Consider the following 17,760-nt stretch of genomic DNA (forward strand, 5'->3'; position numbering starts at 1 on the left):
CTGCTCTGCTTTTTTTCTTTCGTTGTGCTGCGATAATTACAGCATAGGCGCAATGCGGTATTGGCGCATTGCCGGGAGTAGAGGAACACATTATGGATTACGAATTTCTGCGCGATATTACCGGAGTGGTAAAAGTGCGTATGTCCATGGGCCACGAAGTTGTGGGGCACTGGTTTAATGAAGAAGTGAAAGAGAACCTGGCCTTACTTGATGAAGTGGAACAGGCGGCACGTGCGGTAAAAGGCAGTGAACGTTCCTGGCAACGGGCAGGGCATGAATACACGCTCTGGCTGGATGGCGAAGAGGTGATGGTGCGTGCCAACCAACTGGAGTTTACGGGCGACGAAATGGAAGAAGGGATGAATTACTACGACGAAGAGAGCTTTTCGCTGTGTGGCGTAGAGGATTTTCTTCAGGTCGTGGCGGCATATCGCGAATTTGTACAGCAGGGGAAATGATTAACGCCAGATGAGTCTTTACCTGCCGGATAAGGCACTTGTGCCGCCATCCGGCTTCACATTATTTAACGTAGGCCAACAGGCTCAGGGAATCTCGTGCCAGCGCTTTGCATTTTTTTGCGACCGGAATACCAATACCGCTCAAATCGCGATAACTGTCTTCACCGAGTGATTTCATATCGAAGGTGTCGTAATTACTGAGGTCCCACTGGTTCTGTTGGGCAAAAAAGACCAGTGCGCGACGGATCTGCCCGTTGGGCAAATTCTGGTATCCACAGTCATTTTTCAGAAAAACAAAAACTGCCGTTAAATCGGCCATATCTTCGGCTTCGGACTCGCTAAGCGCGTAGCTGTTTGCGCATACGGCCATCAGGCTGCCGAACAACACTGTTCTGAAAAACGTCTTCATTGCTTCTACCACTGCATCACGGAAATTAAACGTTAGCATACTGTGAGCGAAGCGACGACCTTTATTATCAGCCGTTCACTTGACCTTCCCGTAAGGGGAGGGCTTATGCTTAAAAGATAGCCTGCTTAAGCTGCTGAATATAAGGAAGTGATTATGCAACGTCGTGACTTTTTAAAGTACTCCGTGGCGCTGGGCGTCGCGTCAGCGTTACCTCTCTGGAGTCGTACTGTTTTTGCGGCCGACCGTCCCGTGTTGCCTGTTCCAGACCTGTTAACGGCGGATGCCTCTAATCGTATGCAACTGATCGTTAAGGCCGGGCAATCGACCTTCGGCGGTAAAACCGCTACAACCTGGGGATATAACGGTAATTTACTTGGACCTGCGGTGAAACTGCATAAAGGCAAGTCGGTGACTGTTGATATCTATAATCAGTTGGCTGAAGAGACCACATTACACTGGCACGGACTGGAGATACCTGGCGAAGTCGACGGTGGCCCGCAAGGGATTATTCCGGCGGGCGGAAAACGTTCCGTAACCTTCATCCCCGATCAACGGGCAGCAACCTGCTGGTTCCACCCGCACCAACACGGGAAAACGGGCCGTCAGGTGGCGATGGGGCTGGCTGGACTGGTGCTGATTGAAGACGATGACATCCGCAAACTGATGCTGCCGAAGCAGTGGGGAATTGATGATGTTCCGGTGATTATTCAGGACAAACAATTTTCTGCTGACGGACAAGTTAACTATCAACTGGATATGATGACAGCCGCTGTGGGTTGGTTTGGTGATACGCTGCTGACCAATGGTGCAATTTATCCGCAGCATTCCGCGCCGCGTGGGTGGTTACGTCTGCGTTTGCTAAACGGTTGTAACGCTCGCTCGCTTAACGTGGCTGCCAGCGATAATCGTCCTCTGTATGTTATTGCCAGCGATGGTGGACTGTTGGCTGAGCCGGTTAAAGTTACTGAACTTCCTATGCTGATGGGCGAACGCTTTGAAGTGCTGGTGGATATTAGCGACGGTAAAGCCTTCGATCTGCTGACCTTACCCGTGACTCAAATGGGGATGGCTATAGCGCCATTTGATAAGCCGCATCCTGTGATGCGCATTCAGCCGCTCCTTATTACTGCTTCCGGTACGCTGCCGGATACGCTGACGACAATGCCATCACTGCCTTCGCTTGATGGCCTGACTGTGCGCAAACTGCAACTATCAATGGATCCGATGCTCGACATGATGGGAATGCAAATGCTGGTGCAGAAGTATGGCGAACAGGCCATGACGGGAATGGGGCATGGGCAGATGATGGGGCATATGGATAACGACGGTATGAACCACGGTAATATGAACCACGGTAATATGGGTAATATGAAACATGGCGGGAAGTTTGATTTCCATAATGCCAACCGGATCAATGGCCAGGCATTTGATATGAATAAACCCATGTTTGCGGCAACGAAAGGTCAGCATGAACGCTGGGGGATTTCCGGGCAAGGGGACATGATGCTGCATCCGTTCCACATTCACGGTACTCAGTTCCGCATTTTGTCCGAGAACGGTAAAGCGCCAGCCGCGCATCGCGCAGGCTGGAAGGACACAGTACGTGTCGAAGGTGGTGTCAGCGAGGTACTGGTGAAGTTTGACCACGACGCGCCAAAAGAACATGCCTACATGGCGCACTGCCATCTGCTGGAGCATGAAGATACTGGTATGATGCTCGGCTTTACTGTGTAACGGCTTCATTGCCGGATGGAATTACCGTCCGGCGATTAACATACCGACAATCCTGCTAACTATCAGAGGAACGCGGCTTCTTTACTGGTATACTTCACCCACTGAATTGTTTGTATGCTGTCGCAAGTTTTGTGGTTAGTGCGAGCCACCGTCTGTCAGTCGGTGTATCAACATAAGCGCTTTCTTTCGATTTGCATGATGTGTTAACTGATAAAAATCAGTGAGTTATATTTTTTATGAAACATACTGTAGAAGTCATGATCCCGGAAGCGGAGATCAAAGCGCGTATTGCTGAACTCGGGCGTCAGATTAACGAACGCTACAAGGACAGCGGCAGTGACATGGTGCTGGTCGGGCTGTTACGTGGCTCGTTTATGTTTATGGCAGATCTGTGCCGTGAAGTGCATGTCTCCCACGAAGTCGATTTCATGACCGCCTCCAGCTACGGCAGCGGCATGTCAACCACGCGTGATGTTAAAATCCTGAAAGACCTGGATGAAGATATTCGTGGTAAGGATGTGCTGATTGTCGAAGACATTATCGACTCCGGCAACACGCTGTCAAAAGTGCGTGAAATCCTTAGCCTGCGCGAGCCGAAATCGCTGGCGATCTGTACGCTGTTGGACAAACCTTCCCGTCGAGAAGTGAATGTCCCGGTTGAGTTTATCGGATTCTCTATCCCGGATGAGTTCGTTGTCGGCTACGGCATTGACTATGCCCAGCGTTATCGCCACCTGCCATATGTTGGCAAAGTCGTGCTGCTGGACGAGTAATTCTGTGCGAGCGCCTGATGGCGCTCTGCTTATCCGGTCTACAGGTATGTACCTCGTAGGCCGGATAAGATGGAGTCGCCGCCCGGCAATACTGCGTTATTTATGGTTTATGTGTTTTTTACTGAGGTTAGACAGACCCTGTCTGTAGCGTTGTTCCAGTGATTCACGACTGGTGGCCGTAACTTCCAGATCGCGAAGCAGACCATCATGAATACCATAAGCCCATCCGTGAATGGTAACTTTCTGACCACGCTTCCAGGCGGACCGCATAATTGTTGAGTGGCCCAGGTTGTACACCTGTTCCATTACGTTCAGTTCGCACAGTGTATCAATACGGCGTTCCTGCGGCATCTCACCCAGCAGAGAGCTGTGTTTAAACCAGATATCGCGGATATGCAGCAACCAGTTATCAATCAGTCCCAGTTCCGTATTTTCAATGGCTGCCTGTACGCCACCGCATCCGTAATGACCACAAATAATAATATGTTCCACTTCCAGCACATCGACCGCATACTGAACGACAGAGAGACAGTTCAGATCGGTATGAATAACCAGATTGGCAACATTACGGTGGACAAATAATTCGCCCGGCTCAAGACCGGTTAAACGTTCCGCGGGAACGCGACTATCGGAACATCCAATCCATAGAAAACGTGGATTCTGCGCATGCGTCAGCGTTTCAAAAAATCCGGGATCCTCTTCTACCAGCATCTTTGACCATAGTGCATTGTTGCTGATGAGTGTATCTATGTCTTTCATGGAGGTTTCGACCCGAAGCCAAATAAATGCGATGGGCTAATATAGGGTAACTCCAGGATTAATTAAACTATATATAAAATGTCAGAACGTAAGGTAAGCAAAAAACCATGACCATTGCTCTGGAACTTCAGCAACTTAAGAAAACCTATCCCGGTGGCGTTCAGGCGCTACGTGGCATAGATTTGCAAGTCGAAGCGGGTGATTTCTATGCGCTTTTAGGACCCAATGGCGCAGGGAAGTCCACCACTATCGGGATTATCAGTTCCCTGGTGAATAAAAGCTCCGGACGGGTTAGCGTCTTCGGATACGATCTTGAAAAAGATACGGTTAACGCTAAACGACAGCTTGGGCTGGTACCGCAGGAATTTAACTTTAACCCGTTTGAAACGGTGCAGCAGATCGTGGTGAATCAGGCGGGGTATTACGGCGTTGAGCATAAAGAGGCTGTAAAGCGCAGTGAAATATATTTAAAGCAGCTCGACCTGTGGGAAAAGCGTAGTGAGCGAGCGCGTATGCTGTCTGGCGGTATGAAGCGCCGTCTGATGATTGCCCGTGCATTGATGCATGAACCAAAGCTGCTGATCCTCGATGAACCGACAGCGGGCGTTGATATTGAATTACGTCGCTCAATGTGGGGTTTTTTAAAGGATTTAAACGACAAGGGTACGACGATTATTCTGACAACACACTATCTCGAAGAAGCGGAAATGCTGTGCCGTAATATTGGCATTATTCAGCATGGCGAGCTGGTGGAAAATACCTCAATGAAAAACCTGCTCTCCAAACTCAAGTCCGAGACCTTTATTCTCGATCTGGCGGCGAAAAGTCCGCTGCCCAAGCTGGAAGGATATCAATACCGTCTGGTTGATACCTCGACGCTGGAAGTCGAAGTGCTCAGAGAGCAAGGTGTTAACAGCGTATTTTCCCAACTGAGCGCGCAGGGGGTTCAGGTGTTGAGTATGCGTAACAAGGCAAACCGACTGGAAGAGTTGTTCGTTTCCCTGGTTCATGAAAAGCAAGGAGATCGCGCATGATGCAGCTTTACTGGGTCGCGCTGAAAAGTATCTGGGCGAAAGAGATCCACCGTTTTATGCGCATCTGGGTCCAGACTCTGGTCCCACCCGTTATCACCATGACGCTCTATTTTATTATCTTCGGTAATTTAATTGGTTCGCGTATCGGTGAAATGCACGGTTTTAGCTACATGCAATTTATTGTGCCGGGTCTGATTATGATGGCGGTTATCACTAACTCCTACGCCAACGTAGCGTCGTCATTCTTTAGTGCCAAATTTCAACGTAACATTGAAGAATTGCTGGTCGCACCGGTTCCGACGCACGTTATCATCACGGGGTTTGTCGGCGGCGGCGTGGCGCGCGGCCTGTGCGTAGGAATATTGGTTACGGCTATTTCACTGTTCTTCGTTCCGTTCCAGGTGCATTCATGGGTCTTTGTGGCGCTAACGCTGGTGCTGACGGCGGTTCTGTTTTCGTTGGCCGGGTTATTGAATGCCGTCTTTGCCAAAACCTTTGACGACATCAGCCTGATCCCAACTTTCGTACTGACGCCGTTGACCTACCTGGGGGGCGTTTTCTACTCGTTAACGTTGTTGCCGCCATTCTGGCAGGGGTTGTCGCATCTCAACCCGATTGTCTACATGATCAGTGGATTCCGCTACGGCTTCCTGGGCATCCATGATGTGCCGCTGGTCACGACATTCGGTGTACTGGTGGTGTTTATCGCGGCATTTTATTTGCTGTGCTGGTACCTGATTCAGCGTGGGCGCGGGTTACGTAGCTAATTATTTCTTCCTCTCCCATCACGGGAGAGGAAGACCTTTGATGTTTATCACCGTTAAGTTTTTATCACTCTGATAAACTACTTGCCTGCTAAGGAGGTGGGCAATGTTAGGTTGGGTCATTACCTGTCATGATGATAACGCACAGGATATGCTGCATCGTCTGGAAGAAAAGTACGGCCCTCTGGCGCAATGCCAGGTGGTCAGTTTTTGGCATGGTCTAAGTTCGAATATGTTAAGCCGGATGATGTGCGATGCTCTGCATGCTGCCGATTCTGGTGATGGCGTGATATTCCTGACAGATATTGCTGGCTCTGCGCCATACCGCGTGGCCGCGTTGATGAGTCATAAGCATCCGGCCTGTGAAGTGATTTCCGGGATAAGCTATCCATTGCTGGAGCGAATGCTTTTGTCGCGAGAGTCGATGAGCAGTTCTGCGTTTCGTGATGAAATAGTCTCTCTTGGAGGTCCTGGCGTTACGAGTTTGTGGCATCAACAACAGAAAAATCCGCCTTTTGTTTTACTGCATGATTTGTATGAGTATTAATCATTGGTATTGATGATGCTTTTGCTACAATAGCTGAGGTTCTTCGCCTCGGTTAACTCATATGGCTACGCGCGTCCTGCTCATACTGTTGTTCCTGTTCTCTGGTTGTGCTGCTGCCGCTTTGCCTGCTCGTTATATGCAAACTACTGAAGATGCTGCCGTCTGGGCGCAGATTGGCAATAAAATGGTGACGGTAGGCCATATTCGCGCAGGTCAAATCCTCTCAGTCATCCCCACTGGCGAAGACTATTACGCATTTACATTTGGATTTGGCCGAGGGTTTATCGATAAAGGCCATCTGGATCGCGTACAGGGGCGGCAGAAGGTGGAAGATGGCCTGGGTGATCTCAATAAACCGCTGAGCAATCAGAACCTGGTTACCTGGAAAGCGACACCTGTTTACAATGCCCCTGACGCCGGTAGCGCACCGTTTGGCGTGCTGGCGGACAATCTGCGATATCCCATAATTAACAGACTGAAGGACAGGCTAAACCAGACGTGGTACCAAATTCGTATTGGTGACAGGCTGGCCTACGTTAGCGCGCTGGATGCGCAGCAAGACCACGGTATTCCGGTACTGACCTATCACCATATTCTGCGTGATGAAGAGAACACCCGTTTTCGTCATACCTCTACTACCACCTCCGTACGCGCTTTCAGCAACCAGATGACATGGCTGCGCGATATGGGTTACACCACGTTGACCCTGTATCAGTTGGAAGACTATGTGCGTAACCGCGCTAATTTGCCTGCGCGGGCGGTAGTGATTACCTTTGATGATGGTTTGAAGTCGGTGAGCCGTTATGCATATCCGGTGCTGAAACAGTATGGAATGAAGGCGACGGCATTTATTATCTCATCACGTATTAAGCGTCATCCGCAGAAGTGGGATCCGAAATCGCTGCAGTTTATGAGTATTTCTGAACTGAATGAGATCAGGGATGTGTTCGACTTCCAGTCACATACCCATTTTTTACATCGTGTGGATGGTTATCACCGGCCGATCCTGCTTAGCCGTAGCTATCACAATATTCTTTTTGATTTTGCGCATTCTCGTCGGGCGCTGGCGCAATTTAACCCGCATGTTCTTTATCTATCTTATCCGTTTGGCGGTTATAACATGACGGCCGTGAAGGCGGCGAATGATGCAGGGTTTCATATGGCTGTGACCACGGTGAAAGGAAAGGTAAAACCAGGAGATAACCCAATGCTGTTAAAACGGTTGTATATCTTAAGAACGGATTCGTTAGAGACCATGTCGCGGCTGGTCAGCAACCAGCCGCAGGGGTAGCCTTTATCAAGCTACCTGTACCGGGATGGCTTTCGCAGTACGTTTCATTTCATTGTCACCTTCAAAGTAGGCAACTTTTGGCCGCCAGGTACGCGCTTCTTCATCAGACATCGTGACGAAGCTGGCGATAATCACAATATCGCCAACCTCGGCACAGTGCGCGGCCGCACCGTTTACCGAGATGATTTTAGAACCGCGTTCAGCCGCAATGGCGTAGGTCGAGAAACGTTTACCATTAGTCACGTTCCAGATATCAATGGCTTCGTTTTCCAGGATGCCGGAAGCATCAAGGAAATCCTGGTCAATGGCGCAGGAGCCTTCGTAATGCAGGTCCGCCTGTGTGACTTTCACGCGGTGGAGCTTGCCTTGCAGCATGGTGCGAATCATAACGTCTACCTTTAACGCTTATCAGAAGCAAAGCAGGCGGTACCTGCTTTGAGTAATTTCTTAGGCAGTATTGCCCTATTTTTAACCCCTGTCTACTGGGCTAATGTTACACTCAGATTGTCGATCAAACGTGCCTGACCCAGCCATGCAGCGACCAGAATCACCGCGCGTTTGCTGCTGTCAGTCAGCTCGAGCAGCGTATCAGCATCGCGGATTTGAATGTCGTCGGCACGAAAACCTTTTTCATTAAGTTCTTGTTCAGCAATGGCAATTATCTCTTCCTGCTCACGTTCACCAGCCTGTAATTTTTCACCAATACTGCTCATCACTTTGAACAAGCCGGGCGCGATTTTTCGCTGCTCTGCGGTCAGATAGCCATTGCGTGAACTGAGGGCCAGACCGTCTTTAGCGCGAATAATGGGAACGCCGACGATCTCAATGTCATATCCCATGTCCGCAACCATTTTGCGGATCAGCGCCAGTTGCTGAAAATCCTTCTCGCCAAAACATGCGATATCCGGTTGGATCAGATTGAACAGTTTGCTGACGATGGTAGCAACACCACGGAAGTGACCAGGACGACTTGCGCCTTCCAGCATGGTGGAAAGCCCCGGAACTTCTACATAGGTTTGGCTATCTGTCCCTTGCGGGTAGATTTCTTGCGCTGCAGGAGCAAAGACAAAATCAACTTTGCGCTTGTTCAGCTTTTCGCAGTCTTCTTGCAGCGTACGCGGGTAGCGCACCAGATCGTCCGGACGGTCGAACTGCATTGGGTTGACGAAAATACTGACGATCACCACATCAGCCTGAGCTTTTGCTTCATCGACCAGCTTCATGTGACCGTCGTGTAGGTTTCCCATGGTAGGGACCAGAGCCACACGTTTACCTTCCTGACGCAGACGACGAATGTGCTGGCGTAACAGCGGCAGGGTTTCAATAATTAGCACAACAAGACTCCTTTAGTTGCCTGATGATCTGTAGGCCAGGAAAGCGCAACGCCTTATTTGGCCTACAAATTCCAAACTTTGCTTAATGGAAGCTATGTTCTTCACCCGGGTAGACGCCGGATTCAACCTCCGCAATATACTGCCGCACTGCGGCGCGCATGTCGCCTGCTTCATTGAGGAAATTTTTAGCAAATTTTGGAATATGGCCGCCTGTGATACCAAACGCGTCATGCATCACCAGGATCTGACCATCGGTGACATTGCCTGCGCCTATACCGATGACCGGAATGGACAGAGCTTCAGTCACGCGTTTAGCCAGCTCAACCGGAACGCATTCCAGCACCAGCAACTGTGCTCCTGCGGCTTCTAACGCCAGCGCATCGTCGAGCAATGTCTGGCCCGCATCTCCGCGACCCTGCACCTTATAGCCACCGAAGATGTTAACTGACTGAGGGGTTAAGCCCAGATGGCCGCATACCGGTACCGCGCGATCGGTGAGCATTTTCACCGTATCAACCAGCCACGCACCGCCTTCAATCTTGACCATATTCGCGCCCGCGCGCATAACGACGGCGGCGTTTTCAAAGGCCTGTTGCGGTGTGGCATAGGCCATAAACGGCAGGTCGGAAAGCAGCAGGCAGTTTGGCGCACCACGACGCACAGCACGGGTGTGATAGGCAACGTCTTCGACGCTGACCGGCAAGGTGGAGTCGTGCCCTTGTACCGTCATCCCCAGTGAATCGCCTACCAGCATCACATTGATGCCCTCGTCGGCAAATAATTTGGCGAAGCTGTAGTCGTAGGCCGTAATAGTCGCGAAGCGCTTTTTCTCTTGCTTACATTTTTGCAGCAATGAGATAGTCGTTGGTTTCATAACATTTCCTGAATGTGGAAGTCATATTTAACGGCATTCTAGCAGTCAGATTCAGGGCGGCAATTGTTTTAAGCAACCGTTTGGCGCAAAAGTAGTAAACTTTTTAGGTGAGAGTATGCTTTACCAGTGCGCAGGTTTTGCTACGGCGAGGCGGGTGAGATGCTGATGTAAGCTGATACCATCCGGGAAGGTCAGGTCGGGCGCGATTTCAAATAGCGGCCACAACATAAAGCCCCGGTTTTTCATATCGTAATGCGGAACCGTCAGGCGCTCGGTGTTAATCACGTCATTGCCAAATAACATGATGTCGAGATCCAGCGTACGCGGACCCCAGCGCTCGGCTTTGCGTACCCGACCTTGCTGCAACTCAATACGTTGAGTGTGATTAAGCAATTCTTCAGGTTCGAGGGTTGTTTCCAGCGCAACGGCAGCATTCAGATAATCAGGTTGATCCTGAGGACCTAATGGCGGCGTGCGGTAGAAGGATGAAACGGCGATGATCCGGCTGTACGGGATTTCTCCCAGCGCCTGCACGGCAGCATTTACCTGCTCAAGAGGAGAGGCTAAATTACTGCCGAGCGCGATATATACCCGTTGTCTTTCAAGCTGCATTTGTGTTGGCTTTCCTCACTCATCCCAGTCACGTACTGATGTACGCTCCTGGGCATTCGCTGTGTCGCCGTCTTGATGCAACTCGAAATCTATTGGGTATACACGATTGGTCACGCGGTTCCCTCGCGGCGTGGGGCGCGTTTACGCGGGCGACGATGACGGCGGCGGGCATCTGGTTCTTCATCAAGTTCGTTCAGCATGCCTTTTTGCTCTGGCGGAGCCGAAACCTGGAATTCACCCCACCACTGCGCCAGACGTTGCAGTTCGGCGTTGTTTTCCACTTCGGCACGCAGGGCCAGTAAATCGTAGGCTGCGCGGAATTTCGGATGCTCCATCAGCTTCCAGGCGCGTTTACCCTGGCGGCGGGACATGCGTAACTGAAGCTGCCAGATATCGCGGGTGAGCGACGTCAGGCGTTTTGGAATTGCCAGCGAGCGGCACGCTTCGTCCAGGACATCGTTCATCGCCAGTGCGAAGGCATCGTAGTAGGCCAGACCGCTTTCCTGGGCAATTTTCTGTGCCGTTTCCAGTAACGGATACCAGAACATGGCGGCAAACAAGAATGCCGGGTTAACACGCATATCGTTGTGAATGCGGGTATCGGTATTCTTCAGAACCTGGGCAATGATGCGTTCCATTGCGCTGTCACCGTCTTCGGTGAAATAGCGGGTAATGGTCGGGAACAGCGGCTGGAACAGGCTGTACTCACGCAGCTTTTTATAGGTTTCATAGCCGTAGCCCGCCTGTAATAGCTTGAGGGCTTCTTCAAACAGGCGCGCAGGCGGGATATCGTTAAGCAACGTAGCCAGACGCGGGATCGGCTCTGCGGTTTCCGGGCTGATGCGCATGTCGAGTTTTGCTGCAAAGCGGACAGCGCGCAGCATGCGTACGGGATCTTCACGATAACGCGTTTCCGGATTACCAATCAGGCGAATGACGCCGTCTTCCAGATCCTGCATACCGCCAACGTAGTCGCGAACGGTGAAATCAGCAACGCTATAATAGAGGCTGTTGATCGTGAAATCGCGGCGTTGAGCATCTTCTTCGATAGAACCGAAGATGTTATCGCGCAGTAGCATACCGTTTTGTCCGCGCTGAGATGTCGCACGATCGGCTTCGCTGCCTTCATGATGTCCGCGAAAAGTTGCCACTTCGATAATTTCCGGGCCGAACATTACATGGGCCAGACGGAAACGACGGCCAACAAGACGGCAGTTACGAAACAGTTTCCGTACCTGATCCGGTGTCGCGTTGGTGGTGACATCAAAGTCTTTCGGCTTTTTGCCCAGCAAAAGATCGCGCACACCCCCGCCAACCAGCCATGCCTCGTAGCCGGCCTTATTGAGCCTGTACATTACCTTCAGGGCATTTTCACTGATATCTTTGCGGGAGATTGAGTGCTGCTCACGCGGGATTACCGTCATATGGGGACGGGCGACGGCAAGCTCTGCCTCGCGCTCCTCGCGGCTTAGCACCTTGCGGCAAAAATTAGCGACTCGGGTAAAAATAGTGCACCTCGGTAGTGTCAAACTTCAGTCAGAACAAGTGTTGCTGTGTAAAAATAGCGGCTAATCATAGCTCAGCATGAGTCATTTGAGAATGCCGGATTTACAATACCCGATTCAGGTACCGCCTCAAGCTGCCAGTTTTCCACCGCGACTCGCAACAATTCCTCTACGCTGAACTCTTGCCACGGTATCGCTGTGCTCTGGCCGAGAAAGCGCAATGCGCTGATGAGAACCGGACGCGGATCGCCTTGTGGCAGGGCTGGCGCATGATTCTGCTTGGACAGTTTAGCGCCTTGTTCGTTGAGCGCCAGCGGCAGATGAATATAGTCAGGTGCATGCCAGCCGAACTGTTGATACAGCGAAATTTGGCGCACAGTCGGTTCAATGAGATCCGCGCCACGTACAATCTCCGTAACGCCCTGAAAATGATCATCGACCACCACAGCAAGATTATAAGCAAACAGCCCGTCGCGTCGGTGAATGATAAAGTCTTCCTGTGCAAGTTCAGGGTCGGCCTGAATCTTGCCGCGCAGCCTGTCGTTAAACTGCATGACGGGATGTCGTTGCTTGATACGTATCGCTGCCCGTTCTGGTCCGTGGCGCAACTCGCGACAATGGCCGTCGTAAATACCGCCGATGCTCTGGATCCGGGCGCGAGTACAGGTGCAGTAATAGCTCAGATCCTGCTTATATAACCAGGCAAGCGCCTCGCGGTAAGCGTCGTGGCGTTGGGATTGCCATAATATGTCGCCATCCCAGTGCAGGCCGTAATGTTCCAGCTGACGCAGGATAGTCTCTGCAGCACCGGGAACTTCACGAGGAGGATCAATATCTTCAATGCGTACCCGCCAGATTCCGTGTTGCGCACGGGCCTGCAGATAACTCCCGAGGGCGGCAATCAGCGAACCAAAATGGAGTTCACCGGAAGGGGAAGGGGCGAAGCGGCCAATATAGCGTTTGTCAGTCATGTCGGTGGATAACATAAAAGAATAAGGCGGGAGATGCTCCCGCCCAGGTATTGCCAGATGGCGACGCAAACACTTGATCCGGCCTACGAAATAGAGGTGTTCCGTAGTCCGGATAAGCGTAACGCCATCCGGCATTCAACAGGTTACGGGATTAACCCGCCATCTGTTTTTCGCGAATTTCTGCCAGCGTTTTACAGTCGATGCACAGATCGGCTGTCGGGCGAGCTTCCAGACGGCGAATACCAATTTCCACACCGCACGATTCGCAGTAGCCGAAATCTTCGTCTTCTACTTTCTTCAGCGTCTTCTCGATCTTTTTGATCAGTTTGCGCTCACGGTCACGGTTACGTAGCTCAAGGCTGAACTCTTCTTCCTGTGCGGCACGGTCAACCGGATCAGGGAAGTTAGCCGCTTCGTCCTGCATATGAGTCACAGTGCGATCGACTTCATCCCTGAGTTGATTACGCCATGCTTCAAGAATACGCCTGAAGTGCGACAGCTGGGCTTCGTTCATATACTCTTCGCCCGGTTTCTCCTGGTAAGGCTCCACCCCAGCGATGGCGAGAATACTCAGGGACGATGTTTTACGGTTTTGCCCTTCTTGCATGTTGCTTCTCCTTAACACGCACTATCGATCCCCATGTTCGGGGGAAAAATCAGGTCGCTATAAATAGCAGATGCTTTTCCGGATAGCAATTATCTAAACGTAACACTTGACAACCCTGTGAGGAAAAGCGTATTTGCGCACGCGGCCAGAATACTAATTAACCCGTTTTTCGCACCATTACAAAGTAATGGGCAATGGCTCTTTAAGAGTCATACCGTGGGCAGAAAGTTCCGCTTTATAAACCAGAATTTCTACCCCCTTAAGCTGCGCTTCGGCTAATAATTGCGCATATTTTGCATCAATATGCCGCGCGGGTGAAAACCGTGTAATTGCTGAATGCAGAACGGCGAAAAATATCACCGCTCGCTTGCCTTCAGCCGCTACGCTCATCAATTCCCGAAGATGTTTCTGACCTCGTTCAGTAATGGCATCGGGAAAATAACCTTGCTCATTCTCCGCCAACGTGACTGATTTCACTTCAATATAGCAGTCAGGGCGGAAATCCGCCTGTAACAAAAAATCAATGCGGCTACCTTCGGCACCATATTTTACTTCACTTTTCAACGTATTGTAGTTTGAAAGTTCTGAAATTAGCGAATTCTGAATAGCCTCTTTCGTTAATCTGTTAGCCCATAGCGTGTTAACACAAATAAAAGCACCAGATTGGCTTTGTGTTAATTCCCAGGTGTGCGGATATTTCCGTTTAGTATTTTCTGACGTCGAATACCAGACGGTATCTCCGGGGGTTGCACATCCTGTCATGGCACCGGTATTTGGGCAGTGTAGCGTTATCGTTGTGCCATCAGGTGTGATCACATCCGCTAAAAAACGCTTGTAGCGCTGAATTAACGTAGCGCGCTGAAGTGGGGGAGAAAACTGCATGGGTTATCCTTAATTATTCTGCAAGCGTCCAGCGTTGTAATGGCGTGTAGCGCGTGCGACCTCGTTCAAATGAAGAGGCGTAAAGGGCAAACTCCGTTACCGGAGACGACCAGCAAAAACCTGGCGGCGGGATAGTGACAGCATGACTGGCATCGCGCAGCAGCGTGATATGTGGATGAAATGGCTGCGGACTTTGGTAACACCCGCTGCGTGCGGCCTGTGACCGCAGCATATTCGCCAGTTGCAGCAACCCGCGCGGTGGTTGACGCATGCCAAGCCATATTACCCTTGATCGCAACCATTGCCCGGCGTCATCCAGTTTTAACGTAAAGCCTGGCTGGCGAATACGCCCTGCCAGTTGTGACAGCGCCTGCTGTTTCTCTGCGCTGATATCGCCTAAAAATGCCAGCGTCAGGTGCAGATTGTCAGAAGCGACTGGACGCCCCACCTCTGGCGGAAACTGTGCCGCCCGCCAGTGGATAAGTTGCTCCCGAACCTCGGCTGGTAATTCAATGGCAAAAAACAGCCTTTTTGGCTCAGACATGATGGATACTCGGTTATGAATTAACGCGATGCTACAATGCAGCGCGAAGAATGTTAACCCTCTGGAGTCATTTGTGACGTCGTTGCCCGTTGCTGCCGTTGTGCCTGAACTGCTTAATGCCCTTGATGCTTCACCACAGGTTCTGTTGACCGCGCCGACCGGTGCCGGGAAATCAACCTGGTTGCCGTTGCAGTTTCTTACGCACAAGGGAATTCAGGGGCGGATTGTTCTGTTGGAACCGCGACGTCTGGCCGCTCGCAATGTGGCGCAGCGCCTGGCTGAATTGCTGAACGAAAAGCCCGGTGAGACAGTAGGTTACCGTATGCGCGCCCAAAGCTGTGTCGGGCCACGGACCCGGCTCGAAGTGGTGACGGAAGGGGTGCTAACGCGAATGATCCAACGCGATCCCGAGCTGAATGGCGTTGGGCTGGTGATCCTCGATGAATTTCACGAGCGCAGCTTACAGGCAGACCTTGCACTGGCGCTGCTGTTGGATGTGCAACAAGGATTACGAGATGACTTAAAACTGCTGATCATGTCGGCCACACTGGATAACGGCCGCCTGCAACAGTTATTGCCCGCTGCCCCGACGATTATTTCTGAAGGCCGCGCATTCCCCGTTGAGCGGCGCTATCAGCCGCTGGCTGCGCATCTGCGTTTTGATGAGGCGGTGGCTATTGCTACTGCGGAGCTACTGCGTAATGAAAGCGGCTCTCTGCTGCTCTTTTTACCGGGGGTTGGGGAGATCCAACGCGTGCAGGAGCAACTGGCTTCACGTGTGGGTAGCGATGTTCTGTTATGCCCGTTATATGGCGCGTTATCGCTGACCGATCAGCGCCAGGCGATTTTGCCCGCGCCACAAGGTAAGCGCAAAGTGGTGCTGGCAACGAACATTGCCGAAACCAGCTTAACCATTGAGGGCATTCGTCTGGTGGTGGACTGCGCGCAGGAGCGCGTGGCGCGCTATGATGCCCGCACCGGTTTGACGAGGCTGATTACCCAGCGCATTAGCCAGGCCTCTATGACACAGCGAGCCGGTCGCGCAGGACGTCTGGAACCGGGGATTTGTCTGCACCTGCTTGCCAAAGAGCAGGCAGAAAGGGCGGCAGCACAGGGTGAGCCAGAGATTTTACAGAGCGATCTATCCGGTTTGCTGATGGAACTGCTGCAATGGGGATGCACCGACCCTGCGCAACTGAACTGGCTGGATATGCCGCCTGCTGTAAATTTGCAGGCGGCAAGACGATTATTACAGATGTTGCAAGCCATGGATGGTGAGCGCTTGAACGCTGCCGGGCAGAAGATGGCTGCGCTGGGTAACGATCCCCGACTGGCGGCAATGCTCATCGGAGCGACAAATGAAAACGAAGCGGTTACAGCGGCAAAGCTGGCGGCGATTCTGGAAGAGCCGCCGCGCGGTGGACATACCGATTTGACCGTACATTTTTCGCGTAACCAGCCAGGCTGGCAGCAGCGTAGTCAGCAATTGCTGAAGCGGCTTAATGTGCAGAGTGGTCAGCCCGACAGTGAGCTAATCGCGCCTTTACTGGCAAAAGCATTCGCCGATCGCATTGCGCGGCGTCGTGGCCAGGAAGGGCGATATCAGTTGGCTAACGGAATGGGGGCAATGCTTGATGCCGACGACGCATCAGGGCGGCATGAATGGCTAATCGCGCCTCTGTTGCTACAGGGCAGTGCTTCGCCTGATGCGCGTATTCTGCTCGCTCTGCCGTTGGATATTGATACGCTGCTGCAAACAAGTCCTGAGCTGTTGCAACAGTCAGACACCATCGAATGGGATGAAAATCAGGGAACGTTGAAGGCATGGCGCCGAACGCGTATTGGTCAACTGACGGTGAAAGTTCAGCCACTGGCAAAACCTTCGGAAGAGGAACTGCATCAGGCGATGCTGAATGGTATTCGCGATAAAGGCCTGAGTGTGCTCAACTGGACCCCGGAAGCGGAACAGTTCCGGCTGCGTCTGCAATGTGCGGCAAATTGGTTGCCTGAGTACAACTGGCCAGCAGTGGATGATGCCTCTTTGCTGGCGACGCTGGAGAGTTGGTTGTTGCCGCATATGCAAGGTGTGCACTCTTTACGTGCTCTCAAAGCGTTAAATGTGGGGCAGGCTTTGCGTGGGCTACTGGACTGGTCAATGCTGCAACGTCTGGATAGTGAGCTGCCTGCGCATTACACTGTGCCGACGGGCAGCCGGATAGCCATTCGTTATCACGAGGATAACCCGCCGGCATTAGCGGTTAGAATGCAGGAAATGTTTGGCGAAGCGAAGACCCCTACCATCGCGCAGGGGCGTGTTCCATTGGTGCTCGAGTTATTGTCTCCGGCCCAACGCCCACTACAAATCACCCGTGATTTGAGCGCGTTCTGGCAGGGGGCTTATCGCGAAGTGCAAAAAGAGATGAAAGGGCGTTATCCCAGGCATGTCTGGCCGGACGATCCGGCGAATACCGCGCCAACACGGCGCACCAAGAAGTATTCTGCCTGATGGTGCGCTGCTTTCAGGCCTACACTGTACGGCGATCCGTAGGTTGATTAAGGCGTTTGACACCGTCTCTGGCGAAAGAGCGGTAAAAATTGAGAGATTTCTTCTTCTGTCGCCTGACGGAAGAACAGAGAATCAGGCCTTTGCGCCTGAATGTTG

Annotated in this window: 19 protein-coding genes; 8 read left to right on the forward strand and 11 right to left on the reverse strand. The window is 51.7% G+C overall.

Annotation, left to right across the window (positions count from 1 at the left end; all coding sequences use genetic code 11):
* The first annotated feature begins 92 nt into the window (after window positions 1-92).
* Window positions 93-458, forward strand: a complete 366-nt coding sequence (gene yacL, locus LG384_RS03855) for a protein YacL (RefSeq protein WP_045439883.1) — start codon at window positions 93-95, stop codon at window positions 456-458.
* 61 nt (window positions 459-519) lie between these two features.
* Here yacL and LG384_RS03860 read toward each other — a convergent pair whose 3' ends face one another.
* Window positions 520-867 (reverse strand): YacC family pilotin-like protein, encoded by a 348-nt coding sequence (locus LG384_RS03860; RefSeq protein WP_000846617.1) that lies wholly within the window; start codon window positions 865-867, stop codon window positions 520-522.
* Window positions 868-1,020: 153 nt separating this feature from the next.
* Between LG384_RS03860 and cueO the strand changes: the two genes are divergently transcribed.
* Both cueO and hpt read left to right on the forward strand, forming a co-directional pair.
* Complete coding sequence (cueO, locus tag LG384_RS03865) at window positions 1,021-2,601, forward strand: multicopper oxidase CueO (protein ID WP_225760474.1); 1,581 nt, start codon at window positions 1,021-1,023, stop codon at window positions 2,599-2,601.
* Between the two features lie 236 nt (window positions 2,602-2,837).
* Window positions 2,838-3,374, forward strand: coding sequence for a hypoxanthine phosphoribosyltransferase (gene hpt / locus LG384_RS03870; RefSeq protein ID WP_003018658.1), 537 nt, complete (start codon window positions 2,838-2,840; stop codon window positions 3,372-3,374).
* Window positions 3,375-3,470: 96 nt separating this feature from the next.
* Here hpt and can read toward each other — a convergent pair whose 3' ends face one another.
* Window positions 3,471-4,133 (reverse strand): carbonate dehydratase, encoded by a 663-nt coding sequence (gene can / locus LG384_RS03875; protein ID WP_045439892.1) that lies wholly within the window; start codon window positions 4,131-4,133, stop codon window positions 3,471-3,473.
* A gap of 107 nt (window positions 4,134-4,240) precedes the next feature.
* Between can and LG384_RS03880 the strand changes: the two genes are divergently transcribed.
* From LG384_RS03880 to LG384_RS03895, 4 genes are all read left to right on the forward strand, one after another.
* Window positions 4,241-5,167, forward strand: a complete 927-nt coding sequence (locus LG384_RS03880; RefSeq protein WP_048222042.1) for an ABC transporter ATP-binding protein — start codon at window positions 4,241-4,243, stop codon at window positions 5,165-5,167.
* Complete coding sequence (locus tag LG384_RS03885) at window positions 5,164-5,934, forward strand: ABC transporter permease (protein WP_045439897.1); 771 nt, start codon at window positions 5,164-5,166, stop codon at window positions 5,932-5,934. Before LG384_RS03880 ends, LG384_RS03885 begins: the two co-directional genes overlap by 4 nt.
* A gap of 103 nt (window positions 5,935-6,037) precedes the next feature.
* Window positions 6,038-6,478 (forward strand): PTS sugar transporter subunit IIA, encoded by a 441-nt coding sequence (locus LG384_RS03890; protein WP_045439900.1) that lies wholly within the window; start codon window positions 6,038-6,040, stop codon window positions 6,476-6,478.
* Window positions 6,479-6,539: 61 nt separating this feature from the next.
* Window positions 6,540-7,769: a polysaccharide deacetylase family protein gene (locus LG384_RS03895; RefSeq protein ID WP_225760475.1), complete on the forward strand. Its 1,230-nt coding sequence runs from the start codon at window positions 6,540-6,542 to the stop codon at window positions 7,767-7,769.
* A 6-nt stretch (window positions 7,770-7,775) separates the two neighbouring features.
* Here the strand turns inward: LG384_RS03895 and panD are convergent, their stop codons facing one another.
* From panD to thpR, 9 genes are all read right to left on the reverse strand, one after another.
* Window positions 7,776-8,156 (reverse strand): aspartate 1-decarboxylase, encoded by a 381-nt coding sequence (gene panD / locus LG384_RS03900; RefSeq protein WP_023178331.1) that lies wholly within the window; start codon window positions 8,154-8,156, stop codon window positions 7,776-7,778.
* 92 nt (window positions 8,157-8,248) lie between these two features.
* Window positions 8,249-9,103 (reverse strand): pantoate--beta-alanine ligase, encoded by an 855-nt coding sequence (gene panC, locus LG384_RS03905; RefSeq protein ID WP_045439910.1) that lies wholly within the window; start codon window positions 9,101-9,103, stop codon window positions 8,249-8,251.
* Between the two features lie 82 nt (window positions 9,104-9,185).
* Complete coding sequence (gene panB / locus LG384_RS03910) at window positions 9,186-9,977, reverse strand: 3-methyl-2-oxobutanoate hydroxymethyltransferase (RefSeq protein ID WP_136345310.1); 792 nt, start codon at window positions 9,975-9,977, stop codon at window positions 9,186-9,188.
* A 120-nt stretch (window positions 9,978-10,097) separates the two neighbouring features.
* The gene (gene folK, locus LG384_RS03915) at window positions 10,098-10,589 is read right to left on the reverse strand and encodes a 2-amino-4-hydroxy-6-hydroxymethyldihydropteridine diphosphokinase (protein WP_045439916.1); all 492 of its coding nucleotides are present in this window, start codon (window positions 10,587-10,589) and stop codon (window positions 10,098-10,100) included.
* Window positions 10,590-10,699: 110 nt separating this feature from the next.
* Entirely contained in the window at window positions 10,700-12,097 is a 1,398-nt protein-coding gene (gene pcnB, locus LG384_RS03920) for a polynucleotide adenylyltransferase PcnB (RefSeq protein ID WP_223307024.1), read from the reverse strand.
* Between the two features lie 71 nt (window positions 12,098-12,168).
* Window positions 12,169-13,065, reverse strand: coding sequence for a tRNA glutamyl-Q(34) synthetase GluQRS (gluQRS, locus tag LG384_RS03925; RefSeq protein ID WP_048222797.1), 897 nt, complete (start codon window positions 13,063-13,065; stop codon window positions 12,169-12,171).
* Window positions 13,066-13,216: 151 nt separating this feature from the next.
* Window positions 13,217-13,672: an RNA polymerase-binding protein DksA gene (gene dksA, locus LG384_RS03930; RefSeq protein WP_003829221.1), complete on the reverse strand. Its 456-nt coding sequence runs from the start codon at window positions 13,670-13,672 to the stop codon at window positions 13,217-13,219.
* A 177-nt stretch (window positions 13,673-13,849) separates the two neighbouring features.
* Window positions 13,850-14,554 (reverse strand): DNA/RNA nuclease SfsA, encoded by a 705-nt coding sequence (gene sfsA, locus LG384_RS03935; protein ID WP_045439921.1) that lies wholly within the window; start codon window positions 14,552-14,554, stop codon window positions 13,850-13,852.
* Between the two features lie 13 nt (window positions 14,555-14,567).
* Window positions 14,568-15,098 carry an RNA 2',3'-cyclic phosphodiesterase gene (gene thpR / locus LG384_RS03940; RefSeq protein WP_225760476.1) on the reverse strand — a complete coding sequence of 177 codons (531 nt, stop codon included), beginning with the start codon at window positions 15,096-15,098 and terminating at the stop codon, window positions 14,568-14,570.
* A gap of 73 nt (window positions 15,099-15,171) precedes the next feature.
* Between thpR and hrpB the strand changes: the two genes are divergently transcribed.
* On the forward strand, window positions 15,172-17,604 hold the full coding sequence (hrpB, locus tag LG384_RS03945; protein ID WP_225760477.1) for an ATP-dependent helicase HrpB: 2,433 nt from the start codon (window positions 15,172-15,174) through the stop codon (window positions 17,602-17,604).
* Window positions 17,605-17,760: the final 156 nt, after the last annotated feature.

This window comes from Citrobacter sp. Marseille-Q3906 (assembly GCF_916618775.1).
Classification (GTDB): domain Bacteria; phylum Pseudomonadota; class Gammaproteobacteria; order Enterobacterales; family Enterobacteriaceae; genus Citrobacter; species Citrobacter murliniae.

Coding starts and splice junctions, on each gene's coding strand:
- LG384_RS03890 (WP_045439900.1), top strand. CDS start 6,038: ATGTTAGGTTGGGTCATTACCTGTCATGATGATAACGCACAGGATATG.
- can (WP_045439892.1), bottom strand. CDS start 4,133: ATGAAAGACATAGATACACTCATCAGCAACAATGCACTATGGTCAAAG.
- dksA (WP_003829221.1), bottom strand. CDS start 13,672: ATGCAAGAAGGGCAAAACCGTAAAACATCGTCCCTGAGTATTCTCGCC.
- cueO (WP_225760474.1), top strand. CDS start 1,021: ATGCAACGTCGTGACTTTTTAAAGTACTCCGTGGCGCTGGGCGTCGCG.
- folK (WP_045439916.1), bottom strand. CDS start 10,589: ATGCAGCTTGAAAGACAACGGGTATATATCGCGCTCGGCAGTAATTTA.
- thpR (WP_225760476.1), bottom strand. CDS start 15,098: ATGTCTGAGCCAAAAAGGCTGTTTTTTGCCATTGAATTACCAGCCGAG.
- LG384_RS03895 (WP_225760475.1), top strand. CDS start 6,540: ATGGCTACGCGCGTCCTGCTCATACTGTTGTTCCTGTTCTCTGGTTGT.
- sfsA (WP_045439921.1), bottom strand. CDS start 14,554: ATGCAGTTTTCTCCCCCACTTCAGCGCGCTACGTTAATTCAGCGCTAC.
- panB (WP_136345310.1), bottom strand. CDS start 9,977: ATGAAACCAACGACTATCTCATTGCTGCAAAAATGTAAGCAAGAGAAA.
- gluQRS (WP_048222797.1), bottom strand. CDS start 13,065: ATGACTGACAAACGCTATATTGGCCGCTTCGCCCCTTCCCCTTCCGGT.
- LG384_RS03880 (WP_048222042.1), top strand. CDS start 4,241: ATGACCATTGCTCTGGAACTTCAGCAACTTAAGAAAACCTATCCCGGT.
- hpt (WP_003018658.1), top strand. CDS start 2,838: ATGAAACATACTGTAGAAGTCATGATCCCGGAAGCGGAGATCAAAGCG.
- LG384_RS03885 (WP_045439897.1), top strand. CDS start 5,164: ATGATGCAGCTTTACTGGGTCGCGCTGAAAAGTATCTGGGCGAAAGAG.
- yacL (WP_045439883.1), top strand. CDS start 93: ATGGATTACGAATTTCTGCGCGATATTACCGGAGTGGTAAAAGTGCGT.
- panD (WP_023178331.1), bottom strand. CDS start 8,156: ATGATTCGCACCATGCTGCAAGGCAAGCTCCACCGCGTGAAAGTCACA.
- LG384_RS03860 (WP_000846617.1), bottom strand. CDS start 867: ATGAAGACGTTTTTCAGAACAGTGTTGTTCGGCAGCCTGATGGCCGTA.